Origin of the sequence: Marinobacter sp. C1S70, assembly GCF_000475355.1 — a bacterium.
Classification (GTDB): Bacteria; Pseudomonadota; Gammaproteobacteria; order Pseudomonadales; family Oleiphilaceae; genus Marinobacter; species Marinobacter nauticus.
Window position 1 is genome coordinate 42,807 of sequence record NZ_AXBW01000084.1, and the last position, 23,726, is coordinate 66,532.

Genomic DNA, 23,726 nt, shown 5'->3' on the forward strand with positions numbered 1-23,726 from the left:
GCCCAATGCAGGCGGGCGTCGTCGCTATCACGGACGATAGATTTTCTCGGGGTTGGCCTTGGTCGACCAGGGCAGGCCGGAATTCTGCCAGCCGTTCTGCACACGGAATCCCTTCTTTTCGCCTTCCTTCACGGTACTGCCCTGGAAGCCGTTGTCGATGTACTTCACGTTGGTAAAGCCCCGCTCCAGCAGATAATCAGCACTGGGCTTGCCGCGGGCGGAACCGGAGCGGCACATGGTGATGATCAGGGAATCCCGCGTCAGTCCCTTTTCCTTCAGCGCGGCATCAACCTGGGCAACAAAATCCTCGTTGATGTCCATGGCGAAGACACCTTTCTCATCGTTCCAGCGCGTACGATCCACCAGCTGGAACGGAATGTTTCGGTCCACAGCATCGGTAAAGCCGATGAACATGATTTCCACCGGATCCCGGACATCAATGAACAGCAGATTGTCACCTTGCTCCTGAACCGTGTCCCAGGTCTGCTCCGGAGTCACAGACAGTGCCTCTTCCGCTTGGGCTGACATCGCAACCGTCAAAAAGAAAAGCACAGACACAACAATCGGTTTCATAACGCGTACTCCTGCCTACTTTTAAATTTCTTCTGAGCATAACTTTATAACCTAAATAAAAGCGGGAGAGCACGGCTTTTCTGCGCGACGAAATGCCGCAGAAAGATCCACAAATTGCAGACCGGAACCAAACTTGATGAACATCAAGTTCAGAACCAACTCTCGCGTTTTTGCGATGAACCACGCTGCCACTCTGTTACGTTGGAACCAGATGGATACCGAGTTGTTCTCAAAGGAGAAAGCGACATGATCAAGCATCCACTGGCAAAAGCACTCACCCTGAGCCTGGGCGTGGCAGCAGGTTCCGCCATGGCGGACAACCTGATGGAACGGGCCAACAGCATGTTCGAGCCCATTCCAAAATACCCACCGGTGATTGATGGCAATGAACTCACCCAGGCCAAGGTTGAACTGGGCAAGATGCTGTTCTTTGAACCGCGCCTGTCTTCCAGCCACCTGATCAGCTGCAACACCTGCCACAACGTGGGACTGGGTGGCGATGACGAGCTGCCTACCTCTATCGGCCATGGCTGGCAGAAGGGTCCCCGGAACTCGCCGACGGTGTTCAACGCCGTGTTTAACGCAGCCCAGTTCTGGGATGGCCGTGCCGCCGACCTGGCCGAACAGGCCAAAGGGCCGGTACAGGCGGGTGTCGAGATGAGCAGTACGCCGGACCGGGTGGTGGCTACCCTGAAGAGTATGCCGGAGTATATCGAGCGCTTTGAGGACGCATTCCCGGGCCAGGAAAATCCGGTCACCTTCGACAATATGGCTGTTGCCATTGAAGCCTATGAAGCAACACTGATCACCCCGGAAGCACCTTTCGACAAATATCTGCGCGGAGACACCTCAGCGCTGAACGAGAGTGAGAAAGAAGGTCTGGCGCTGTTCATGGACCGCGGCTGTACCGCCTGCCACAGTGGTGTGAACCTCGGCGGTCAGAGCTACCATCCATTCGGGCTGGTTGCCAAGCCGGGTGCCGAGATCCTGCCAGAGGGCGATAAAGGCCGCTTCTCTGTCACCGAAACCGCGTCTGACGAGTATGTGTTCCGCGCCTCTCCGCTGCGTAACATCGAGCTGACCGCGCCCTATTTCCACTCTGGCGCCGTCTGGAGCCTGGAAGAAGCCGTTGCGGTGATGGGTACGGCCCAGCTGGGTACCGAGTTGAACGACGATGAAGTGAAATCCATCGTCGCGTTCCTCAAGACGCTTACCGGCAATGTTCCGGAAGTAACTTATCCGGTACTGCCACCAAGCACCGCCAATACGCCCAAGCCGGTGGACATGATCCCGTAAGTCACGGGCTCTGCATTCACCCTCGAAGGCGCGCTTTCCCGGCGCGCCTTTTTTGTTGAGGTTGGTCATACTATCCGGACAACTACCCACCTTTGTCCGCTTGTGCGGTTGCTGATGAGCAAGCTATCGTCTGTTTTCTTTCTTAAAGACAGGCTAGAGGCTATGAATCCGACCATTGAACTTCTGAAATCCCACCGCTCTATCCGCAAGTTCAAGGACCAGCAGATCCCACGGGAGTTGTTCGAAGAGCTGATTCGTGCCGGCCAGAGTGCCGCCACCTCCAATCACGTTCAGGCCTACTCCATCATCCATGTGGTCAACCCGGAGAACCGCCGTAAGATCGCCGAACTGGCCGGCGGCCAACCCTATGTCGCCAACAGTTCCGACTTCCTGGTGTTCTGTGCCGATATGAAACGGGCGATGGAAGCCGCAGAGCGGGCCGGTGCCGAGGTGACACGAGGTATGACCGAGCAACTGCTGGTTGCCACCATCGACACCGCCCTGATGGCACAGAATGTCGCCATTGCCTCGGAATCCGAGGGTCTGGGACTGTGTTACATCGGCGGTATTCGTAACAACCCGCAGGACGTGAGCGAGATTCTGAAACTGCCGGAACATGTCTACCCGGTATTTGGCATGTGCCTCGGCTACCCCGATCAGAACCCGGAAGTTAAGCCCCGGCTGCCACTTTCCGCGATTCTGAAAGAAGACGCCTACACCGATGCCGATGACACCGCACTGGTGACCCGTTTCGACCAGACCATGAATCAGTATTACCAGGCCAGAAGCAGCAGCAACAAGGACACCACCTGGTCCGAACAGCTGAAGCCGCTGTTTACCTCAAAACTGCGCCCGCACATAAAAGCTTTCCTCAACGGTCGCGGCTTCGGCACCAAATAGATCGATTTTTTCGATGCATTTGCCTCAGTAAATACGATTCTTGCGGCAACCGCCTTAGACTAAAGTATGCCCCCTTTGTTCGTTTGCTACTGAAAGGGGCATACTCATGGCGGGCTTTAATACCGATATTCTTCTGATTGGCGGCGGCGTTATGAGCGTCACGCTGGCCTCTCTGATTCAGCAACTGGACAGCTCCCGGTCGATCACCCTGGTCGAACAGGGGCAACAGCTGGCCGGCGAAAGCTCGGACGCCTGGAACAATGCCGGCACCGGTCACGCCGGTTATTGCGAACTCAACTACACCCCCGCCAACCCCGACGGCAGCGTTTCCGTAGAGCGGGCGCTCGCCATCAACGAGCGCTTCGAGCTCTCACTTCAGTACTGGAGCAGCCTGGTTGAGAAGGGGCTCTTGCCCGCACCGGCCAACTTCATTCGCCGGGTGCCACATCTGAGCTGGGTTCAGGGCGCCAAGGCCTGTGATTTTCTGAAAACCCGCCACAGAGCCCTCGAGGGCCAACCGCTGTTTCAGGAGATGAAGTTCAGCGATCAGCCAGACACCCTCGCTCGCTGGCTCCCGCTTATCCACGGTACCCGGCAAGCCTTTGAACCGGTCGCAGCTACCCGCGTCGCCCACGGCAGTGACGTCAATTTTGGCGCACTTACGCGCCTGCTGGGGCGCTCCCTGGCCCAGCACAACGCCTGTGATATTCAGCTCCAGTGCCAGGTAACCGATATCAAGCGCGAAGCCGGCGGCTGGCGCGTGCACCTGCATCATCTGAACAGCGGCGAGAAACGCAGCATTACCAGCCGTTTTCTGTTCATTGGCGCGGGCGGAGCCGCCCTGTCTCTGTTGCAGAAGACCGGTATTCCGGAAATTCGCGGCTACGGGGGATTCCCGGTGTCCGGCCTGTGGCTGGCCTGCAATAACGAAGACATGGCCCTGTCACACAACGCCAAGGTCTATAGCCAGGCACCGGTGGGCGCGCCACCCATGTCGGTACCGCACCTGGACACCCGCTTTATCAATGGCAAGGCGGCCCTGCTCTTTGGTCCCTTCGCCGGCTTTACCACCCGCTTCCTTAAAAGCGGCGATCGCCTGGATCTGATCCGCTCGGTTCGTAGCCACAATCTGCGGCCGCTGATCGACGTTGGCGTGCACAACTGGCCGCTGACCCGATACCTGATCAAAGAAGCCCTCAGCCCCAAATCGGCCCGCGTCGGCGAACTGGCGCGCTTTATTGCGGATCCGGACCCAGCTCAGTGGCAACTGGTGCGGGCCGGGCAGCGTGTTCAGGTTATCAAGCCAACGGCCTCGGGCCGGGGCAGTCTGGAATTCGGCACCGAGGTTTTGAGCACTGAGGACCGATCCCTGGCAGCCCTGCTGGGCGCTTCACCGGGCGCCTCCACCTGCGTCTCCGCAATGCTGGAGGTTATAGAACGTTGTTTCCCGGAACTGATTCAGGGCCAACCGCTGCAAACCCTGCAATCGCTGATTCCGAGCTACGGTCAATCGCTTCAGGCCAACCGCCAACTGCTGGCCGATGTCCGCCGCTACACCCTTAACACCCTGGGACTGAACACCGGGGCAGAACAAACTCAAACTGAACGGAGCCTGTACGCATGATGATAGGGATTCCCAGAGAACGACAAGACGGTGAAAACCGTGTGGCCATTATCCCATCCGGAGTTTCCACCCTGCTGGAGGCCGGCTACGAGGTGGTGGTCGAGAGTGGCGCTGGCAGTGCCGCCCATTTCACCGATGACGACTATCGCCACGCCGGGGCCATCATCGCCGACAATGCCGACGCTCTGTATCGTCAGGCCACAGTCATCCTCAAGGTTCGGGCGCCCTCATCAGAGGAAGCGCGACTGATTCAGCAAGACGCCACCCTGATCTGCCTGCTCGATCCCTGGTTCAACCAGCCGCTGCTGGAACAGCTGGCCGGGCAAAACGTGCAGGCATTTGCCCTGGACCTGGTGCCCAGAACCACCCGGGCCCAGTCCATGGACGTGTTGAGTGCCATGGCGGGCATCAGCGGGTACCGCGCCGTCCTCAGCGGCGCCATGGCCCTGCCCCGTTACTTCCCCATGCTGATGACCGCCGCCGGCACCATTCATCCGGCCCGGGTACTGGTTATTGGCGCCGGTGTTGCAGGTCTGATGGCCATTGCCACCGCCCGCCGTCTGGGCGCAGTGGTCGAGGCCTACGACCTTCGCCCTGAGGTGAAAGAGCAGGTGGAGAGCCTGGGCGCCGATTTCATTGAAATCGAAGTGCCTGCATCCGATACCACCGGCGACAGCGGTTATGCCAAAGCGCAGAGCGAAGCGTTCTACACCGCCCAAAGACAGCAACTGGCAGACTGCGTCGCCCGCGCCGACCTGGTAATCACCACGGCGGCGGTACCCGGAAAACCGGCTCCCAAACTGATTGACCAGGAAATGATCCACCGCATGAAGAGCGGCTCGGTGATCGTGGATCTGGCGGCGGACAAAGGCGGCAACGTGGACGGCACCGTTCTGAACCAGAAGGTGGATGTGGATGGCGTTACCCTGGTGGGCCATGCCAACCACCCCTCCCGCGTACCGGTGCACGCCTCCCAGCTGCTCACCCGCAACATTACCGCCTTTTTGCTCAACATGACCGAAGACGGTCGTGTGGTACCCAAGCTGGACGACGAGATTGTTGCGGCAACCCTGGTGGTCCAGCACGGCAGTGTCCGGCACAACACCGAGACACGAGAAAACCCGGAAACCTCAACCCAGAAGGACACGGACTGATGGAACTGTTTGCACTCAGCTTCACCATTTTCATTCTGGCGCTGTTCGTCGGGGTGGAACTGATCAACAAGGTTCCGCCCACGCTTCATACCCCGTTGATGAGCGGCACCAATGCCATCTCCGGCATCGTGATTGTCGGCGCCATCATCAGCGCGGGTAGCACAGAGCTGTCGCCTAATGTCGCCGGCGTGCTGGGCTTTATCGCTGTCACCCTGGCCAGCATCAATATCGTGGCCGGTTTTCTGGTGACGGATCGCATGCTGAATATGTTCAAGCGGAAGGGATAACCATGTTTGCATTGATCAATCTGTCTTACCTTGCAGCTGCCGTCTGCTTCATTCTCGGCATCAAGGGCATGACCCGCCCGAAAACGGCCGTACGTGGCAACCAGCTGGCCGCCATCGGGATGCTGATTGCGGTCGTCGCCGCCCTGTTGCACCAGGAAATCATCAGCTACGCGGCCATCATCGCCGGCATGCTGCTGGGCGGCGCGATCGGCGTCTGGCTCGCAAAACGGACCGCAACGACGGAAATGCCGGAACTGGTGGCGAGCCTGAACGGCATCGGCGGGGGCGCCTCCGTTGCGGTGGCCGCCAGCACCTGGATGCACGCGGTAAATGCCACCGGTGCCGGCAGTGCCGGCTGGGCCGCCGCGATTCTGGCCTCCATCGTCATCGGCTCGGTCACCCTGACCGGGTCGGTGGTAGCCGTTCTGAAACTCAAGGGGAATATTGGCGACAGCCGGAACAATCGCCTGTGGCACAGTGTCACGCTGGTTACTCTGATTGCCGCCGTGGCCGGGGCCGTTCTGTTTGCCACCAGCGGCAGCACCAGCCCGCTGGCCCTCGCGGCCCTCGTAGGGCTCTGCCTGCTGCTTGGCATTGGTCTGGTCCAGCCTATCGGTGGTGCCGACATGCCGGTCGTCGTCGCCCTGCTTAACGCCTATTCCGGCCTGGCGGGCGCGGCCACCGGATTCGTGCTGGGCAACCAGGGGTTGATCATTACCGGTTCCCTGGTGGGTGCTTCCGGGCTGATTCTGACCGCCATCATGTGCAAGGCCATGAACCGGTCACTGCCTAACGTTCTGTTTGGCGGCGTACTGGGCGGCTCGGATAGTCAGGCGAGCCAGCAGGATGAAGGGGAGTTTTACGATGGCAAGGTGAAATACGCCACCCCTGACGACCTGGCTCTGCTGCTCGATGGTGCCCGTAAAGTGGTCATGGTGCCCGGATACGGCCTGGCGGTGGCTCAGGCACAGCATGCGGTGAAAGAACTCGCCAACCAGCTTGAGGGCCGTGGTGCCAAGGTCAGTTACGCGATTCACCCGGTGGCAGGCCGGATGCCAGGGCACATGAACGTGCTGCTGGCCGAAGCTGAAATCCCTTATGACCAGTTGAAAGACATGGACGCCATCAACCCGGAACTGCCGCAGGCGGATGTGGCCATCGTGCTCGGCGCCAATGACGTGGTGAACCCGGCCGCCGCCGAAGACCCGAACTCGCCCATCTTCGGCATGCCCATACTGGACGTGCACAAGGCGAAAACGGTGGTGGTGGTCAAGCGCAGCCTGTCCGCTGGCTTCGCCGGCATTCCCAACGGTCTGTTCATTCGCGACAACAGCCTGATGGTGAAGGGCGACGCCAAGGAAGTCCTGCAAGCCACCACCAGCGCGATCAAGGAACTCTGATCAGCCGTCCTCAAGGATGAGGACCACCAGCTCCTTGGGGCCATGGGCCCCATAGGCAAGCACCTGCTCGATGTCCGCCGTCTTGGACGGACCAGAGACCAGCAACAGGTTCGTGGGCAGACCCGCGGACCAGTTGTGCTTCTGCATCATCCCATACAGGTTGTCTTCCACCTCACTCGCCTTGAGCAACGCGATATGCAACGGCGGCAGAAGACTCATTAGCCGCGGTTCGTGACGATCCGGCCACAGTACCAGTGAACCGGTGGCAGCAATCCCGCCCACTGTGCCCGTCACGCTGGCATCCACCTGCCAGAACAGTTCCTCTTTCCATTCCTCAATGGGGCGGTCATAGACCAACAGCTCCGGTCTGGGCTCCGCACGCTGCCAGTGCTCCGCCAGCTGCTTGCCGTGCTCGGTACCCGGGGCATAAAGCACATTCTTCAGGCCGCGGCTCTCCAGCAATTCCTGAACCTTTGAGGGCCATTGCTCGGTCGTCAACTGGTGGATTTCGGTGTGCACCGCTTCCATCAGGGAGCGCAGTCGGGTAATCCGGTCCTCCGGCGCATACTGCCAGGGGCGGGTCACCAGAGCCTCATCGAAATCGTCCGGCCGGGGCGTAGTGCCGGCCAGACCGGCACGGAGCTTGTTGAGAATATTGCTGCGGGCACTCATCACCGGTCTCCCTGATTCAAATGGGCTTTGGCCAGATCATGCAAAGACCGCCGGGCCGGTACCGGCGCCGAGTGGTTCTCGGTCCAGGGACCGACGTTTTTCGGTGCCAGTTTGCCAAAACGGGTCGCGCCCCACAGGAACAGGCGGTAAAACAACGGCGACGTATTCAGGCTGGCCCAGAAGCGCCAGATTGCCCGCTCCTTGCGGGAATACTTGGCGCCGCCATCTTTAACTTTCGGCTGTTCGGCGGGGCTTTTCACGTTTTCCTGACGCAAGCGCTGCAGCATTTCCGGGATCGGAATCTTCACCGGACACACTTCTCCACAGGCGCCACACAATGAGGACGCGCTGGGATGATCCGGTACCTTGTGCAGGCCAACCATATGCGGCGTAATAATCTTGCCGATCGGCCCCGGATACACTTCACCATAGGTGTGGCCACCCACACGGGTATAGACCGGGCAGTGGTTCATGCACGCACCGCAGCGGATACAGTTCAACGTCTGGCGCAGTTGGGCATCGGCGAAAGCACCGCTGCGGCCATTGTCCAGCAGCACCAGATGCACTTCTTCCGGACCATCCAGCTCATCCGCCTTGCGCGGGCCGGAAATCATGTTCACGTAAGTGGTGATCGGCTGGCCCAATGCGGAGCGGGTGAGCAGCGACAACAGAGGCACCACGTCCCTCAGGTTCTCCACCACTTTTTCAATACCGGTAACAGCAATGTGCACCGGTGGCGCCGTGGTACTCATGCGGCCATTGCCTTCGTTTTCCACCAGCAGCAAGGTACCGGTTTCGGCAATGGCGAAGTTCACGCCGGAGACCCCGACATCCGCTTCAAGGAATTTCTGGCGCAGGGTGCGGCGACCAATCTGGATCAGTTCGTTCACATCCTCGGTCTCATCCACGCCCAGTTTGTCGTGGAACAGTCTGGAGACCTGAAAGCGGTTCTTGTGAATCGCGGGCATGATAATGTGGGAGGGCTTTTCACCATCCAGTTGGACGATATACTCGCCCATGTCCGACTCCAGGCACTCGATGTGGCGTTCGGCCAGGTAGTCGTTCATTTCCATTTCTTCGCTGACCATGGATTTACCCTTCACCACCTGAGAACCCTGCTTCGCCTCAATGATGGAGTGCACAATCCGGTTGGCCTCTTCGGTAGTCTCCGCCCAGTGGACCTTGACACCGTTTGCGGTCAGCCTGGTTTCCAGTTGTTCAAGCAAATCCGGCAACCGGGACAGCGCCCGGGCCTTGATGTGGTTGCCGAGTTCCCGCAGGCCCTCACGCTCTTCCTCGTCCGGAAAGGCATCGGCCCGCTTCTTCATCAGCGAATCCATGGCGACGCGGAAGTTGGTGCGCAGCTGGTCGTCGGCCAGGGCGCCCACCGCGCGGCCACGGAAGCTGTCGGTGAGTTCTTTTACCGGTATACGCTGGCTCATGATTTCACCTCTCCACTCACCCGCTCCCAAAGAAAGCTGGCCAGATGCCGGCCCCGGAACGTCTGTTTCTGTTTTTCCAGGGAGCCGTTGATGTTGAGCAGGCAGCCGCCATCAGCGGTTACCATTTCCGCTGCACCGGATTCCCGCAACGAACGGGTTTTGTCGAGCACCATGGCCCCGGACACTTCGGGCATGCGCACAGAGAAGGTGCCACCAAAGCCGCAGCATTCGCTTTCATGATCGTGGTCCAGCCGCTCGACATTCGCCAGCTTGCCCAGCAACTCCCGCGAGTGCAGGTGGGTGTTCATTTCCCTGCGGGCGGAACAGGAGGTGTGCAAGGCAATCTGTGTGGGCTGGCCGAGATCCTGCCAGTCCACCTTGCATACATGCAGCAGAAACTCGGTCAGCTCGAACGTTCGTTCAGCCAGATCTTCCACACGTTTAAGGGTATCTGGTTCTTCTGCAAAGACTTCCCGGTAATGCTGTCGGAACATACCGGCACAGGATCCGGACGGCACCACCACCGGCAAGCCGTTGTCGAGTAAATTGAGCTGTGCCCGCGCCACCTCCCGGGCCTCGTTCACGTAGCCGGAGGTCCAGGCCGGCTGACCGCAGCAGGATTGTTCGTCTGGAAAATGCACGCGAATGCCTTCCCGTTCCAGCAGGCGGATAGCATCCAGCCCGGCCTCGGGAAAGAACAAATCCACCACGCAGGTGCCGAACAAAGTGACCTCGGCCGGCTTGGCCGGATACGTTCGTGGCCTGGGGCGCTCAGGAGCCACGCGGGTGGCATTGGGGGCGGCGTCGTAAAACAGCTCACTCATCAGTCATTGCCTCCGGGCGGTCCGGCCGGCAGCCGGCCACCCGTTGTGGTTATCCCAGTGTTTTCAGTTCAGTAACGGGTCCGTCAGCCCCAGGCCGTAGGCGGCCAGCAGCGCAATCGAACCGGTCATCACCAGGTAGTATAGGGTCGGCCACACCGTCTTGCGCAGTGTCTGACCTTCACGGCCCAGCAACCCGACCGTAGCAGATGCTGCCACCACGTTATGGATGGCCACCATATTGCCTGCCGCAGCACCCACGGCCTGCACCGCCACCATCAGTGCGGTGGACAAACCAAGGCTCTCGGCAACGCCAAACTGGAACTGGCTGAACATCATGTTGGAGACCGTGTTGGAACCGGCCAGGAACGCACCGAGCGCACCCACCGTGGGGGCCAGCAACGGGTAAATGCCGCCAACCGCATCGGCAGCCCAGCTGGCCATGGCCAGCGGCATGCTCGGCAGGTCCGACAGGTTAACGCCGGAGTTGATCAGTATCCGCACCATAGGCACGGTGAACAGCAGCACGAAACCGGCACTCAGCAGCACGCCACCGGATTCTTTCACCGCCGAATTCAGCGCTTTCAGGTTCATCCGGTGGATGAAGAAAGTTGCCAGCACTACCATCACCAGAATACCGCCCGGCAGGTAAAGTGGCTGGATCCCGGCATTAATACCTGCTTCTCCCAGGATGTTGGAGAACGACACGCCAACGCTGGTGAAAGCTTGCTTGATCGGTTCAACGGTGCGGCTGAGCACCAGTACCACGCCGACCAGCACGTAAGGTACCCACGCCCGGAAACCGCTCATCGGTTTGGCGGCGATGTCTTCCAGTTTCATCTCAATGCTGCCCAGCCACTCACTGGGCCAGTCTTTGCTGTCGGCAAAATCCCAGGTCCGCTTCGGAATCAGGAAGCCTTTTTTGGCGGCAGTGGTCACAATCGCCAGACCAATCAGGCCACCCAGCAGAGACGGGAACTCGGGCCCCAGAATCACCCCGGTCAGGGCGTAGGGCACGACAAACGCGATGCCGGCAAACAACGCAAACGGCAGGACCTCCAGCCCCTCTTTCCAGCTTTTGTTCTTGCCGAAGAAGCGGGTCATCATCGTCACCATCAGTACCGGCATAACGACACCGACAATGCCGTGGGTGATGGCCACTTCCGAGGTGATCAGCTGCAGGTAGGTATCCCAGTTGGAGCCCAGGGCTTCCAGTCGCTCGGTAATGCTGGCCCGATCCAGACCCGTTGTCACTCCCACCACAATCGGTGTACCTACAGCACCAAAGGATACCGGCGTGCTCTGTACCATCATGCCCAGCATGACGGCAGCCATGGCCGGAAAACCGACCGCAACCAGCAGGGGCGCGGCGATGGCGGCCGGTGTACCAAAGCCAGAGGCACCTTCGATAAAGCTGCCGAACAGCCAGACAATGATGATGGCCTGAATGCGGCGATCCGGGGTGATGTTGGTAAAGCCGGCCCGAATCGTGGTGATGGCTCCGGAGTGCTTCAGCGTGTTCAGCAGCAATATCGCGCCAAAGATAATCCACAGCAGGCCGATGGTGATTACCAGCCCTTGCAAGGTTGAGGCGAGGATACGGTTCAGGGTCATATCCCAGGCGCTATAGCCAATCAGCGCGGTAACCAGAAATACCACGGGCATGGCACGGCGGGCGGGCCAACGCATGCCAATCAGCAGCACTCCGGCAAGAAGAATGGGCGTAAACGCCAACAGGGCGAGCAATCCGGACGACATCATGTTCTCCAGGGTCTTGTTGTTGGATTCTATTCTTGGATAATTGGTATTACCAATTTACAAACCTGTGCCGAGTACGTTATTTGAGCTGGCCTTATGGTGTCAAAACCGCCCACTCATACATTGGTCGTATTGCGTTGAAGTTTTGTTGTAAAAACAAGCATGGACAGGGGTAAGATTTATTGGTAAGACCAATTTTTAGACATACAAGCGAGACACCATGCCCATCAATCAGATTGCTCCCAGGCGGCTGGCCGACACCATTGTCGAGCAACTGGAGACCATGATTCTGGAAGGAACCCTGGAACCGGGGCAGCGCCTGCCGCCGGAACGGGTGCTGGCGGAGCAATTCGGCGTATCCCGCCCGTCCCTCAGAGAGGCGGTGCAACGCCTGGCGGCCAAAGGCCTGCTGAAAAGCCGCCAGGGCGGCGGCAATTATGTGGCGGAGAATCTGGGAAGCAGCTTCAGCGACCCACTCATCCCGCTGCTGGAAAAGCACCCGGAAGCACACCGGGATTTGCTCGAGTTCCGTCGCACACTGGAGGGCGACTGTGCCTATTACGCGGCCCTGCGCGCCACGGAAGTGGATCTGACACGGCTGGGCAAAGCCTGGGAAGAGCTCCACGCCTGCTACCAGAATTCCACTGCCCACAATCTGGAAGAAGAAGGGGCTGCCGATGCCCGCTTCCACATGGCTATTGCTGAAGCCAGCCACAACGTGGTGCTGCTGCACACCATGCGCAACCTGTTCAGCATGCTCAAGAACAACATTGTCACCAACATCGGTGGCATGTACTCCCGCGAAGTTCAGACCCGCCAGGGCCTGATGGACCAGCACCAGAAGCTGTATAACGCCATCGTTGAAGGCCGGGAAGAAGACGCCAGGGCCATCGCAGGGGAGCACATACAGTTTGTGCAGCAAACCATATCGGAACGCAGCGAAACCGCGCGACGGCGTGAACGGGCGTTGAGAAGGGAAGGGAGCGGCGAACACCGGGCTCCATAAAAAAGCCGGGGCAAGCCCCGGCATAAGCAATCACACGATGCATCAACACAATGCATGTCGTCCTGATGAGCCTTCACACTAACCGGAAGAGATGACGCTTGTGTGACAGGGCACGCTAATCCGGCAACTTCTCCCAGATTGTGAGCTCCGAAAAACTGTGCTGAAACTTGTTGCGGGTCTCCCGGATCACGAAGGGCAGGCTCCGGGGCTCTGCCAGCAAGCGGAAACGGGGGGACAACGCCGCCTTGAGACCATCCAGGGTGGTGAATGGCTCACCGTCTTTCAGGAAACCACCGAGCCAGTCCTGCCTGGGTGTGTACTCCTCCAGCCAGGTATAGGGTGAAGCAATCACCAGCAGCCCCAGCGCATTGATACGCTCATGGATCTGTTCCAGAAACAGGGATGGGTTGTAGAGACGGTCAATCAGGTTGCCGGCCAGCACCAGATCGTAGTCCCGGTAATCAGCGCCGAGCTTGCAGGCATCGCCCTGATGGAACGCCACGCGGCGGGCAGCCTCGGTCAGACCCAGGGCTGCCAGTGACCGCTCCTGGTAGCTGACCAGCTCGCCCTCTTCGGGCCGCGCATACCGCGCAACCCCCTCCCGCACCACCTCACGGCATTTGCCGATAAAGGTTTCCGAATAATCGACCCCATCGACATGATCAAACTGGCGGGCCAGCTCCAGCGAGGTACGTCCTACCGCACAACCGATATCCAACGCCCGGCAGCTGGCGCGGCCATCCAGCGCTCCAAGCGCGGCATCGGCCAGTTCTTTCGGAAAATTGGCTTCACCATGCCAGCTTTCACCGAAGTGAAACTCCAGATACTGGGCCAGGGTGGTGTTGCTCTCGTAGTAGCCGGACGGCTCATTCATGATTGTCTCCTGGCGACGACAGGCCTTTCCCTTGTTCCGTCGGCCTTGGGTAAAACGGTTGCACCAACGGGGCAAGCCCTTTGGCATCATCTATGAACAGTTGCAGGTGCGGGAAAGGTATTTCAATGCCCGCGTCGTCCAGGGCTTCCTTAATCTTCTCAAGCACATCAGCCATAATTCTGGGCTGAACCTCCAGATTGTCCGGCGTAATCCAGATCTTGACCTCCAGATCGACTGAAGAGTTGCCCAGAGTCTTGACCACCACTCGCGGCTCCATACCCGGCCCCTGCAAGACTTCAGAGTGCGCCAGCAGAACCGGCATAATCACGTCCCGGGCGGCCTTGGCAGACTCCTTATAGGCAATGCCAACCGGAATGTTCAGGCGCGTCGCCCCTTCGGCGCTGTAATTGATGATCTCCGAGGACGCCACGTTATCGTTCGGGATCATGGTAAAGATATTGTCCCGGGTACGCAGCCAGGTGGTCCGCAGGGCGATCTTCACCACCTTACCATCCTGGCCGTTGATGGTGACCCAATCGCCAATCCGGAAGGGGCGCTCAATCAGCAACGTAATACCCGCAATAAAGTTCGACAGCGTGGACTGGGCCGCAAACCCGACGGCAATCCCCACGATCCCCAGACCCGCGACGATGGAGACCACATCGAAACCGAACTGGGACAGCACCGTAACGGCCGCGAAGGTAACGGTGAGCACCGAGAACAGATTCTCGACCAATTGGCGGATGGAGGGTTCCAGACGGTAGCGATTCATCGTCTCCCGCAGCAGACGACCAATCGCCAGCCAGCCCACAAAAAAGCCCAACGCCATCAGGCCCGCCCTGGCCATGCCCTTCAACAGCTCAGGCGAGGCCTCGAATTGCGCCATAATCACCAGCAATCCGCCCAGCCCGAACAGATAACGGATGCCAGTGCGCAACTGACCAAACCAGGGCTTCGAGCTGCGTCGACTGCCAACGACAAGGCGTATCAGGCTAATCAGAATGCCATAGACCAGCAACAGAATGCCGAGGTAGATCACCGAAATCAGCAGTTGACTGAGAACATGTCCGGCCAGGGCCACCCAATCGGTCTGTCCGCCAGCGAGAGCGTCCAGGGTAGCCGAGAGATTCTGTGCTATCTGGCTTCGTACGGGTTCAAACAGGGCTTCTGCCATAGGGCATCCTTTTCCAAACACTGCATACTACACCCGGAGCGGTGAACAACCTTTGCCTTCAGAATAGACTGCTATCCGCAAACCGGCCGGGGATTACAGAACCGATTCCAGGGCCTGAATCAACCGGGCATCCTCGGGGCGCACCTGGCTCGGGAAACGGGCCGTCACCTTACCGTCACCATCGATCACATACTTGGTGAAGTTCCAGCGTGGCGGCTGGCTCTGGCGATTGATTTCCTGAAACACCGGATTGGCCTGCTCACCGGTCACTGCGCTCGGCGCGATCATGGTAAAACTCACGCCAAAGTTCACAAAACAGACCTTCGCGGCCTCTTCTTCGGAATCCGCCTCTTGCCGGAAGTCATCACTGGCAAATCCCACGACCATCAGCCCCCGATCCTTGTACCGCTGGTGCAGGGCCTCCAGGCCTTCAAACTGACCGGTATAACCACAACGGCTGGCTGTGTTCACCACCAGCATCGGCTTGCCAGCAGCCACCTCGCACAGATTCACCGAATCCCGGGAGTGCAGCTTGCGCTGCTCGTGGTCCAGGAAATCCGGGCAATCCCGGGCAATCCCGGGCAACGGCAGGCACCGTCAACCCTAACAGTAAAAGCACACTCACACACTTCAAGACTGTCCAACGCATCATCGGCCCTCCTGTCGATACATCCCCTGTATACGCACTGGATTACCAAACTGCTCAGGAGCGTTGTCCACATTGACACAAACCGGCAAAGCATCCTTCACAAAACTCTCATGTCATCGTCACACAGCACGGTCAGATTGTGGTGTCAAAACACACAACATAACCGAAACAAGGACAGTACCATGACGATGAAACCAACGCTGCTGGCAGCCGCCATCGGCGGCCTTCTGGCATCGACAACACAGGCATCGCTGGTCATCAGCGAGTATGTCGAAGGCTCCAGCAACAACAAAGCCATTGAACTGCTCAACACCGGCGACGCCGTGGTGGATCTTGCCCCCTGGGAGCTGCAGGTTTTCTTCAACGGCAGCGCCACCCCCGGGCAAACCTTCAACCTGGAAGGTTCGATTGCTCCGGGCAGCAACTTCGTTTTCGCGCATAGCGCTGCTGACCCGGCCATTCTCGCTGTGGCGGATCAAACCACCGGAGCCGGGCTGTTCAACGGTGATGACGCTGTCCTGCTCCTGAACGGCGGCACGGTTGCCGACAGTATCGGCCAGGTCGGTACAGACCCCGGCAGCTACTGGGGGTCCGGGGATACCCGCACCCAGGATCGCACTCTGCGCCGCCGTGCAGGCACCCTGGCCGATACCGATGCCTACGACGATTTCGACCCGGCCACGGTCTTTGACGGCTTTCCCCAGAACAGCTTCGACGATCTCGGCGTCGCCGGCAACGATGACGATAACCCGGACCAGCCACCGACTGCGCCGGATCTGACCTGTGGCGCTCCCGCCACCCGCATTTCGGACATTCAGGGCGAAGGCGATATCAGCCCGGTTGCCGGCCAGCACGTGGTGATCGAGGCCGTGGTTACGGCCGCCTTCAACACCAACGATGGCCTTGGCGGCATCTTTGTGGAGGAAGAAGCCTCAGACCGCGACGACAACCTCGCCACCTCCGAAGGCCTGTTTGTCTATGCGTCAACTCTGAACGCCGAGCCCGGCCAGCGCCTGCGGCTTGCCGGTGAAGTGACCGAATACGACGGCCTGACCGAATTGACCAATCTGGGCGGTACCGAAAACTGTGGCACCTCGGAGCTTCCACCACCGACGAATATTTCACTGCCCTGGGCCGATGCAACAGCTCCGGAAGCCTTTGAATCCATGCGAGTAAAATTCAGCGCGCCTCTTGTGGTGAACGACAACTACGACCTGGGCCGTTACGGCAGCCTGACCCTCGGGAGCGGTCGCCACTTTATCCCCACCAGTATCGCTGAGCCCGGAGCGGATGCCGCACTGGTGGCTGATCTGAATGCGCTGGACCGGATTATCCTGGACGACGCCAGTAACCGCCAGAACCCGGCCATCGTGCCCTACCCGACACCGCAACTGAGCGCCAGCCAGACCGTGCGCGCTGGCGACACCGTTCAGGATCTTGCCGGCGTTCTCGACTACCGTTTTTCGGAATGGCGTCTGCAGCCGACCGCGAGCCCGTCCTTCAGCCAGGCAAATGCACGTGTAACCGAGCCCGGCCTTGAGGATCGCGGTAACCTGGTGGTGGCTTCTTTCAACGTGCTGAACTTCTTCAACGGTGACGGCATGGGCGGCGGATTCCCGACGGCGCGGGGCGCAGACAACCCGGAAGAACTGGCCCGCCAGACCGAGAAGCTGGTCAGTGCCCTGGTCGCCCTTGATGCCGACATCATCGGCCTGATGGAAATCGAGAATGACGGCTACGGCCAGACCAGTGCCATTGCCGAACTTGCCAGGGCCCTGGGTTCCGAATGGCAGTGGGTCGATCCCGGCCTGGCACAACTGGGCAATGATGACATTGCCGTTGGCCTGCTGTACCGCTCCGACCGTGTCGAGATCGTTGGCACCGCCGCCACTCTGAGCGCGGCTCCTTTTGACCAGTTGAACCGCCAGCCCCTGGCACAAACCTTTCGGCTGAAGGATTCAGACGATGGCGTCACCATTGCCGTCAACCACTTCAAGTCCAAAGGCTGCGGCAGTGCCGAAGGCAGCAACGCTGACCAGAACGATGGTCAGGGCTGCTGGAATCCAGTACGGACCCAGGCCGCCCAGGCGCTGGCATCCTGGCTGGCAGACGATGCCACCGGAACCGGCGAACCGGATGTGTTAATCATCGGCGACCTCAACGCCTACGCGAAAGAAGACCCCATTCGCGCCCTGGCCAGTGCCGGCTATACCGATCTGCTGGCGACCTACGTTGGCGAGCAGGCGTATTCCTACGTGTTCTATGGCCAGGCCGGCTATCTGGACCACGCTCTGGCCAATACCGCCCTGGCCGGCAAAATTGCCGACACCACCGTCTGGCCGATCAATGCCGACGAGCCCAGAGCCCTGGACTACAACACCGAGTTCAAGACCCCGGAGCAGCAGGCCAGCTTCTACGCACCGGACGCTTACCGGGCCTCTGACCATGACCCTGTGATCGTTGCCCTGAATCTCGATACCAGAACCCCGGTAAACCGCGCCGACCTGAACGGCGATGGCCGCGTTAACGGCCGGGACCTGTCGCGCCTGGTGCTGGCGATACTGTTCGGCAAAGCCACGGCTCCGGCTTACGACATTGACGGTGACGGGCGCATTAGCCATCGCGACCTGATCGCCCTGATTCGCGTGCTGACCAGCCGCTAACCCCCACAACGGAGATAGAGTAATGATTCGACAAGGACTCTGGCTGGCAATCCCGCTGATTGCCCTGACCGGCTGTAACAGTGATAACGACGACGCGCCCGCACCGGAAACCGAGCGCCTTACCGTTAACATTCTGCATATCAACGACCACCACTCCCACCTTGAGGCGGGCTCACAATCGCTGGACGTTGCCGGTGAAGAAACCGAATTCAGCGCTGGCGGCTTCCCCCGGGTGATCGCCAAGATCAACGAACGAACCGCCGAACTGGACAACGTGCTGAAACTGCATGCCGGAGATGCCATGACCGGCACCCTGTACTTCACCTCCTTCGAGGGTGAGGCCGATGCCGAGCTGATGAACCTGGTGTGTTTTGATGCCTTTGCCCTGGGCAATCACGAGTTTGATCGCGGTGACGAAGGGCTGGTGAAGTTCCTCGACTACCTGGCGGCAGGCAGCTGTAACACGGCGGTTCTCGCGGCCAACGTCAAACCGGCCATCGGCACCCCATTGGCCCCGGTGGCCCAGGACGATTACATCCAGCCATACACCATCAAGAACATTGATGGCCAGCAGGTGGCCATCATCGGCATCGACATCGCCACCAAAACCCGCAACAGCTCAAGCCCGCTGGCAAGCACTGAGTTTCTGGACGAAACCGAAACCGCCCAGGCCATGATTGATGAGTTGAACGACCAAGGCATCGACAAGATCATCCTGCTGACCCACTACCAGTATGCCAACGATCTGGCACTGGCCGAGCGCCTGTCCGGAGTGGATGTCATTATCGGCGGAGATTCCCACACCCTGCTGGGTGACTTTGACGCCTACGGCCTGAGTGCCTCCGGCCCCTACCCCACCGAAGTGACCAATGCCGACGGTGACAAAGTGTGCGTGGCCCAGGCCTGGCAGTACTCACGTGTGTTGGGTGAACTGAGCGTGACCTGGGACGAAAATGGCACGGTTTCATCCTGCTCCGGCACCCCGCACCTGCTGCTGGGTACCCCCATCATTCGTGATGACGGTACCGAGGATGGCTACCAACCGGAAGGCGAGGAACTGGCAGCCATTCAGGCAGCCATCGAGGAGGACCCTCAGCTCAGCCTTGTCGTGGACGACCCAACCGGCGCTCAAACCCTGGCCACGTACACCAACCAGCTGGACAGCTTCCGCAATCAGGTCATCGGTACCGCATCCGAAGACCTGTGCCTGGCGCGTATCCCCGGCCGGCCTTACGGTGATAACACCTGCGCCAATGAAGACCCGAACCGGGGTGGTGACATTCCGAACCTGGTGGCTCAGGCCTTCCTGTTCCAGAGCAAGAATGCGGATGTGTCGATCCAGAACGCCGGCGGCGTTCGCACTGACATTCTGGCCGGCGATATCACCATTGGTGATGCCTACAACCTGCTGCCGTTTGCCAATACCCTCACCGATCTGACCATGACTGGTGAGGAAATCCGACAGGTGCTGAACGAAGCCGTAGACTATGCCCATGTTGAAGGCGGTTCCACGGGTGCCTATCCTTATGCGGCCGGTCTGCGCTGGACCGTCGACATGGCCAGGCCTGCTGGCGAACGCCTCTACGACATCGAAGTTCGCCCGCGGGGTGAAACCACCTGGCGCGCTCTGACCGACGCCGAAACCCTCAACGTCGTCACCAACAGCTTCACCGCGGCTGGCCGTGACGGGTACCTCACCTTCGGAACCGTCAGCGAGGATGGCCGTGCCAGGGATACCTTCCTGGACTATGCTCAATCCTTCGTCGATTACGTCAAGGAAGAGGTCACCCTCAGCAAACCTGCCCAAGGCGAGTACTCCACTCAGATGTACACGCCCGCGCCGTAATGAGCGGTGGCAGGAGCATCCGGCACCAGCGGATGCTCCTGCCCCTCCCGTCATAACCCTTGAAGAAACCGTCCGCTGGCGTCATTGTGAAACGCTGAATACCGTTGTTTCTTCACAGGTACGGGAACCCCATGTCCAGAACACCCGATTACTCCCTGCTCGAACTGGCCTCCGTGCGCGAGGGCGACTCCGTGGCGACCACACTGGCTAACAGCGTGCGCTACGCCCAGCATGCGGAGTCTCTTGGCTTCAAACGTTTCTGGCTGGCCGAGCACCACAACATGGAAGGGATTTCCAGTTCCGCCACCTCGGTATTGGTGGGGCACATCGCTGGTAAAACCGGGAGGATCCGGGTGGGCTCCGGCGGTGTCATGTTGCCGAACCATCCACCGCTGGTGATTGCCGAGCAATTCGGTACCCTGGAATGTCTCTATCCGGGCCGAATCGATCTCGGCCTTGGCCGCGCGCCGGGTACCGATCCGGTCACTGCCCGGGCACTGCGACGGGATGGCCTGGGCGCCGAGCAATTCCCGGAAGACGTAGCCCGTCTGCAGAACCTGCTGGGGCCGCTGCAACCGGGTCAGCCGGTGAAAGCCATTCCCGGTGCTGGCACCAATGTTCCTATCTGGCTGCTGGGCTCAAGCCTGTACAGCGCACAACTGGCGGCGATGCGGGGCCTCCCTTATGCCTTCGCCGGCCACTTCGCACCGCGGCTCTACCGGGAAGCCCTGAAGGTCTATCGAGAGAACTTCGAGCCCTCAGAGCAGCTGCGACAGCCCTACGCCATGCTGGCGATTCCCGCTATCCCCGCGACCTCAAAGGACGAAGCGCGGCATCTGGCCACCACCAGCTACCAGCGCATTCTGGCCCTGTTCCGCGGACAGCCGCTGTGGATGCGACCGCCGGTCGAATCCATGGACGGACTCTGGAATCCGGCCGAGGAGGCCGGCGTGCGGGACTTCCTGAAACTGCAGATCATGGGTAACAGTGAAGACCTGCGCCGGCAACTCGACGACCTGCTGACCGACATTCAGGTGGACGAACTGATGTTCACCATTGATATCCACGACCCGGACAAACGCCGGCAGGCCCTGGATATCCTGGCCGAAACCCGTTCCCCGCAAACCGACTCCGACGCAACCATCAACTAGGCAGAACCTGATCATGGCTCAACCGGCATTCCATGTTTTTCTCTCCCACGGTCTGGAAAGTGGCCCCGGCAGTACCAAGATCCAGGCCCTGAAAACGGTGGCTGAAACGTTTTCAGGCGTTTATGCCGAGGCGGTGGATCATCGCAGCACTAAAGACCCTGCCGAACGCCTGGAGCAGATGCGCCACGCCATGGCAGCTGCCGGTGCAAGGCCCGAACAGACCATCCTGGCAGGCTCGAGCATGGGCGGCTGGGTCTGCGCCCGGACCAGCGAACAGGCTCCGGTCAGGGGCTGTTTTATGCTGGCACCGGCACTGGCGCTACCGGATTATCCGGAGTCCAACCCGGTGATCGGCGCCCGCCACGCTCGCATTATCCACGGCTGGAACGACGATGTGGTACCGGTAATGCCGGTTCTGGAGCTGGCCCGGAGGCAGCAGATTGAAGCCCTGGTCCTACCCGACGGACATCGGCTCGAAAACAGTGTCCAGCGGGTGGCAGAGGAGTTCAGAAGGTTCCTGTTCCTGTGTGTTGAAAACCCGAATCCATCCTGAATTCATGCACTTGCAATTTGGCTTAATCGGCTATTTGCGTGCAGCTTATTTCCCCCGTTTCCTTGCGAAAACCGCTTTGATTTGCCAGTCTTTAATAATGTAACAATGGATTAACGTAAAATAACGAGCGGAGACAACCCGATGAGCAGCACAAGTAAATTCAGGAAACTGGCTGGTATTTCAGCGCTGGCATTTGCCGGCCTGACCGCGGCAAATGCCGTGAATGCCGCCAATTGGCGCTACGCCCATGAAGAATACGAAGGCGACGTTCAGGACGTATTCGCGTACAAGTTCAAGGAATACATTGAAGAGAATTCCGACCACACCCTGCAGATTTACCGTTTCGGTGAGCTGGGTGAGTCTGACGACATCATGGAACAAACCCAGGCCGGTATCCTGAACTTTGTAAACCAGTCTCCTGGCTTTACCGGCTCTCTGATCCCGGAAGCGCAGATCTTCTTTATCCCGTACCTCATGCCCACCGAAATGGATACCGTGATCGAGTTCTTCCGCGAGAGTGAGGCCATCAATGAGGACTTCCCGGAGCTGTATTCTGAAAAAGGTCTTGAGCTGCTGAAGATGTACCCGGAAGGGGAAATGGTAGTGACCGTTGATGAGCCGGTGACCTCTCCGGAAGACTTCAACAACAAGAAGATCCGGGTAATGACCAACCCGCTTCTGTCCGAGACCTACTCTGCGTTTGGTGCTACCCCAACCCCGCTGCCATGGGGTGAAGTATACGGTGCGTTGCAGACCAACATGATCCAGGGTCAGGAGAACCCGATTTTCTGGATTGAGTCAGGTGGTCTGTATGAGGTTTCCCCGAACCTGGTATTCACCGGCCACGGCTGGTTCACCACCGCCATGATGGCGAACCAGAACTTCTACGAAGGCCTGTCTGATGAGGACAAGAAGCTGGTTCAGGATGCCGCCGATTACGCCTTCGAGGAAATCATCGTGCACATTGATGGTCTGGCGGACGAGGCCCTGGAAAAGATCCAGTCCAACAGCGACGAAGTTACCGTGACCCGTCTGACTGACGAACAGATCGAAGCCTTCAAGGCCCGCGCACCACAGGTGGAAGAGAAGTTCATCGAAATGACCGGTGAGCGTGGTAAAGAGCTGCTGGAGCAGTTCAAGGAAGATCTGAAAGAAGTTCAGAGCGACTGAACCTCGCCAAACGGTTGCCCCCGCTCCGGCGGGTGGCAACCCAGCTTTAACCCCGCCCCGCCGGGGATTCTTCCCGCCGGGAGCGACATGTTCTGGAGCAGAATCCATGTCCGAGAATTCCCCGGAGATCGAAGACGATACCGGTCACTATGAGTCCGGCTTGCCCGGCTTTCTGGGCACGATTGACGTCTGGATTTCAAAAATTGAAGCCGTCATGCTCGCCGCTGGCGTGATTCTGATGGCGGTAAACACCTGCGCCAATGTTATTGCCCGTTTCGTGTTCAGCGAGGGCCTGTTTTTCTCCGGTGAAATCAACCGGATTCTGATCATTCTGATTACCTTTGCGGGCATTGGCTACGCCGCCCGGCACGGCCGCCACATCCGCATGTCCGCCATGTACGATGCCTTCCCGACCAAGGGCCGCAAGGTACTGATGATCATCATCGCCCTGTTTACCTCCGTGGTCATGTTTTTCCTGTGCTATCACTCCTTCGAGTATATCCAGACCCTGTACAGCCGAGGTCGGATTTTGCCAGCGCTTGGTTTTGAGATCTGGTGGATTTACATCTGGGCCCCTGTCGGTTTCGCCATTACCGGCATCCAGTACCTGCTGACCGCCATCAAGAACTTCACCACCAAAGACGTGTACCTGTCGACGGGTGTGGTGGATGGCTACGCCGATACTGAAACCGAAGTCTGAAGCAGCGTGAACC

At 59.3% G+C, this 23,726-nt stretch carries 20 protein-coding genes and 1 pseudogene; 13 read left to right on the forward strand and 8 right to left on the reverse strand.

All coding sequences use genetic code 11. The features are described 5' to 3' along the window. Positions 1 to 27: 27 nt before the first annotated feature. Positions 28 to 573, reverse strand: a complete 546-nt coding sequence (locus Q669_RS17880; protein ID WP_011783926.1) for a rhodanese-like domain-containing protein — start codon at positions 571 to 573, stop codon at positions 28 to 30. Positions 574 to 819: 246 nt separating this feature from the next. Between Q669_RS17880 and Q669_RS17885 the strand changes: the two genes are divergently transcribed. From Q669_RS17885 to Q669_RS17910, 6 genes are all read left to right on the forward strand, one after another. Beyond that, complete coding sequence (locus Q669_RS17885; RefSeq protein WP_011783925.1) at positions 820 to 1,869, forward strand: cytochrome-c peroxidase; 1,050 nt, start codon at positions 820 to 822, stop codon at positions 1,867 to 1,869. A 162-nt stretch (positions 1,870 to 2,031) separates the two neighbouring features. Continuing rightward, positions 2,032 to 2,769, forward strand: a complete 738-nt coding sequence (nfsA, locus tag Q669_RS17890; RefSeq protein ID WP_022993334.1) for an oxygen-insensitive NADPH nitroreductase — start codon at positions 2,032 to 2,034, stop codon at positions 2,767 to 2,769. A 106-nt stretch (positions 2,770 to 2,875) separates the two neighbouring features. Continuing rightward, positions 2,876 to 4,393: a malate dehydrogenase (quinone) gene (gene mqo / locus Q669_RS17895; protein WP_022993335.1), complete on the forward strand. Its 1,518-nt coding sequence runs from the start codon at positions 2,876 to 2,878 to the stop codon at positions 4,391 to 4,393. Then, a complete protein-coding gene (locus Q669_RS17900) occupies positions 4,390 to 5,547 on the forward strand; it encodes a Re/Si-specific NAD(P)(+) transhydrogenase subunit alpha (protein ID WP_022993336.1) in 1,158 nt (385 codons plus the stop codon). Before mqo ends, Q669_RS17900 begins: the two co-directional genes overlap by 4 nt. Continuing rightward, the gene (locus Q669_RS17905) at positions 5,547 to 5,834 is read left to right on the forward strand and encodes an NAD(P) transhydrogenase subunit alpha (protein WP_011783921.1); all 288 of its coding nucleotides are present in this window, start codon (positions 5,547 to 5,549) and stop codon (positions 5,832 to 5,834) included. The genes Q669_RS17900 and Q669_RS17905 overlap by 1 nt, the downstream gene beginning before the upstream one ends. 2 nt (positions 5,835 to 5,836) lie before the next feature. Then, the gene (locus Q669_RS17910; RefSeq protein ID WP_022993337.1) at positions 5,837 to 7,234 is read left to right on the forward strand and encodes an NAD(P)(+) transhydrogenase (Re/Si-specific) subunit beta; all 1,398 of its coding nucleotides are present in this window, start codon (positions 5,837 to 5,839) and stop codon (positions 7,232 to 7,234) included. Here Q669_RS17910 and Q669_RS17915 read toward each other — a convergent pair whose 3' ends face one another. From Q669_RS17915 to Q669_RS17930, 4 genes are all read right to left on the reverse strand, one after another. Then, on the reverse strand, positions 7,235 to 7,906 hold the full coding sequence (locus tag Q669_RS17915; RefSeq protein ID WP_022993338.1) for a LutC/YkgG family protein: 672 nt from the start codon (positions 7,904 to 7,906) through the stop codon (positions 7,235 to 7,237). Continuing rightward, positions 7,906 to 9,348, reverse strand: a complete 1,443-nt coding sequence (locus Q669_RS17920; RefSeq protein WP_022993339.1) for a LutB/LldF family L-lactate oxidation iron-sulfur protein — start codon at positions 9,346 to 9,348, stop codon at positions 7,906 to 7,908. The genes Q669_RS17915 and Q669_RS17920 overlap by 1 nt, the downstream gene beginning before the upstream one ends. Further along, positions 9,345 to 10,172, reverse strand: coding sequence for a (Fe-S)-binding protein (locus tag Q669_RS17925; protein WP_022993340.1), 828 nt, complete (start codon positions 10,170 to 10,172; stop codon positions 9,345 to 9,347). Before Q669_RS17925 ends, Q669_RS17920 begins: the two co-directional genes overlap by 4 nt. A 63-nt stretch (positions 10,173 to 10,235) precedes the next feature. Continuing rightward, positions 10,236 to 11,927 carry an L-lactate permease gene (locus tag Q669_RS17930; RefSeq protein WP_022993341.1) on the reverse strand — a complete coding sequence of 564 codons (1,692 nt, stop codon included), beginning with the start codon at positions 11,925 to 11,927 and terminating at the stop codon, positions 10,236 to 10,238. 220 nt (positions 11,928 to 12,147) lie between these two features. Between Q669_RS17930 and Q669_RS17935 the strand changes: the two genes are divergently transcribed. Next, positions 12,148 to 12,933 (forward strand): FCD domain-containing protein, encoded by a 786-nt coding sequence (locus tag Q669_RS17935; protein ID WP_022993342.1) that lies wholly within the window; start codon positions 12,148 to 12,150, stop codon positions 12,931 to 12,933. 115 nt (positions 12,934 to 13,048) lie between these two features. Here the strand turns inward: Q669_RS17935 and Q669_RS17940 are convergent, their stop codons facing one another. The 3 genes and pseudogenes from Q669_RS17940 to Q669_RS17950 form a co-directional block, all read right to left on the reverse strand. After that, positions 13,049 to 13,807: a putative 4-mercaptohistidine N1-methyltransferase gene (locus tag Q669_RS17940; protein WP_022993343.1), complete on the reverse strand. Its 759-nt coding sequence runs from the start codon at positions 13,805 to 13,807 to the stop codon at positions 13,049 to 13,051. Continuing rightward, positions 13,800 to 14,981 carry a mechanosensitive ion channel family protein gene (locus tag Q669_RS17945; protein WP_022993344.1) on the reverse strand — a complete coding sequence of 394 codons (1,182 nt, stop codon included), beginning with the start codon at positions 14,979 to 14,981 and terminating at the stop codon, positions 13,800 to 13,802. The genes Q669_RS17940 and Q669_RS17945 overlap by 8 nt, the downstream gene beginning before the upstream one ends. A 93-nt stretch (positions 14,982 to 15,074) precedes the next feature. After that, positions 15,075 to 15,633: pseudogene (locus Q669_RS17950) on the reverse strand (glutathione peroxidase). 185 nt (positions 15,634 to 15,818) lie between these two features. Here Q669_RS17950 and Q669_RS17955 point away from each other — a divergent pair. The 6 genes from Q669_RS17955 to Q669_RS17980 all read left to right on the forward strand — a co-directional run bounded on the left by Q669_RS17955 (position 15,819) and on the right by Q669_RS17980 (position 23,713). Next, the gene (locus Q669_RS17955; protein WP_264650075.1) at positions 15,819 to 18,293 is read left to right on the forward strand and encodes an ExeM/NucH family extracellular endonuclease; all 2,475 of its coding nucleotides are present in this window, start codon (positions 15,819 to 15,821) and stop codon (positions 18,291 to 18,293) included. Positions 18,294 to 18,315: 22 nt separating this feature from the next. After that, entirely contained in the window at positions 18,316 to 20,139 is a 1,824-nt protein-coding gene (gene nadN / locus Q669_RS17960; RefSeq protein WP_022993347.1) for an NAD nucleotidase, read from the forward strand. Between the two features lie 131 nt (positions 20,140 to 20,270). Then, a complete protein-coding gene (locus Q669_RS17965) occupies positions 20,271 to 21,290 on the forward strand; it encodes an LLM class flavin-dependent oxidoreductase (protein WP_022993348.1) in 1,020 nt (339 codons plus the stop codon). 13 nt (positions 21,291 to 21,303) lie between these two features. Continuing rightward, positions 21,304 to 21,843: a YqiA/YcfP family alpha/beta fold hydrolase gene (locus Q669_RS17970; protein ID WP_011783908.1), complete on the forward strand. Its 540-nt coding sequence runs from the start codon at positions 21,304 to 21,306 to the stop codon at positions 21,841 to 21,843. 141 nt (positions 21,844 to 21,984) lie between these two features. Further along, complete coding sequence (dctP, locus tag Q669_RS17975; protein WP_011783907.1) at positions 21,985 to 23,013, forward strand: TRAP transporter substrate-binding protein DctP; 1,029 nt, start codon at positions 21,985 to 21,987, stop codon at positions 23,011 to 23,013. 106 nt (positions 23,014 to 23,119) lie between these two features. Next, the gene (locus tag Q669_RS17980) at positions 23,120 to 23,713 is read left to right on the forward strand and encodes a TRAP transporter small permease (RefSeq protein ID WP_011783906.1); all 594 of its coding nucleotides are present in this window, start codon (positions 23,120 to 23,122) and stop codon (positions 23,711 to 23,713) included. Positions 23,714 to 23,726 lie beyond the last annotated feature (13 nt).

Bases quoted from the DNA above. Each gene is read 5' to 3' on its own strand.
- nfsA (WP_022993334.1), top strand. From the start codon at position 2,032: ATGAATCCGACCATTGAACTTCTGAAATCCCACCGCTCTATCCGCAAG.
- Q669_RS17885 (WP_011783925.1), top strand. From the start codon at position 820: ATGATCAAGCATCCACTGGCAAAAGCACTCACCCTGAGCCTGGGCGTG.
- Q669_RS17880 (WP_011783926.1), bottom strand. From the start codon at position 573: ATGAAACCGATTGTTGTGTCTGTGCTTTTCTTTTTGACGGTTGCGATG.
- Q669_RS17940 (WP_022993343.1), bottom strand. From the start codon at position 13,807: ATGAATGAGCCGTCCGGCTACTACGAGAGCAACACCACCCTGGCCCAG.
- Q669_RS17900 (WP_022993336.1), top strand. From the start codon at position 4,390: ATGATGATAGGGATTCCCAGAGAACGACAAGACGGTGAAAACCGTGTG.
- Q669_RS17915 (WP_022993338.1), bottom strand. From the start codon at position 7,906: ATGAGTGCCCGCAGCAATATTCTCAACAAGCTCCGTGCCGGTCTGGCC.
- Q669_RS17970 (WP_011783908.1), top strand. From the start codon at position 21,304: ATGGCTCAACCGGCATTCCATGTTTTTCTCTCCCACGGTCTGGAAAGT.
- Q669_RS17930 (WP_022993341.1), bottom strand. From the start codon at position 11,927: ATGTCGTCCGGATTGCTCGCCCTGTTGGCGTTTACGCCCATTCTTCTT.
- Q669_RS17920 (WP_022993339.1), bottom strand. From the start codon at position 9,348: ATGAGCCAGCGTATACCGGTAAAAGAACTCACCGACAGCTTCCGTGGC.
- Q669_RS17925 (WP_022993340.1), bottom strand. From the start codon at position 10,172: ATGAGTGAGCTGTTTTACGACGCCGCCCCCAATGCCACCCGCGTGGCT.
- Q669_RS17905 (WP_011783921.1), top strand. From the start codon at position 5,547: ATGGAACTGTTTGCACTCAGCTTCACCATTTTCATTCTGGCGCTGTTC.
- Q669_RS17935 (WP_022993342.1), top strand. From the start codon at position 12,148: ATGCCCATCAATCAGATTGCTCCCAGGCGGCTGGCCGACACCATTGTC.
- mqo (WP_022993335.1), top strand. From the start codon at position 2,876: ATGGCGGGCTTTAATACCGATATTCTTCTGATTGGCGGCGGCGTTATG.
- Q669_RS17980 (WP_011783906.1), top strand. From the start codon at position 23,120: ATGTCCGAGAATTCCCCGGAGATCGAAGACGATACCGGTCACTATGAG.
- Q669_RS17955 (WP_264650075.1), top strand. From the start codon at position 15,819: ATGAAACCAACGCTGCTGGCAGCCGCCATCGGCGGCCTTCTGGCATCG.
- nadN (WP_022993347.1), top strand. From the start codon at position 18,316: ATGATTCGACAAGGACTCTGGCTGGCAATCCCGCTGATTGCCCTGACC.
- dctP (WP_011783907.1), top strand. From the start codon at position 21,985: ATGAGCAGCACAAGTAAATTCAGGAAACTGGCTGGTATTTCAGCGCTG.
- Q669_RS17945 (WP_022993344.1), bottom strand. From the start codon at position 14,981: ATGGCAGAAGCCCTGTTTGAACCCGTACGAAGCCAGATAGCACAGAAT.
- Q669_RS17965 (WP_022993348.1), top strand. From the start codon at position 20,271: ATGTCCAGAACACCCGATTACTCCCTGCTCGAACTGGCCTCCGTGCGC.
- Q669_RS17910 (WP_022993337.1), top strand. From the start codon at position 5,837: ATGTTTGCATTGATCAATCTGTCTTACCTTGCAGCTGCCGTCTGCTTC.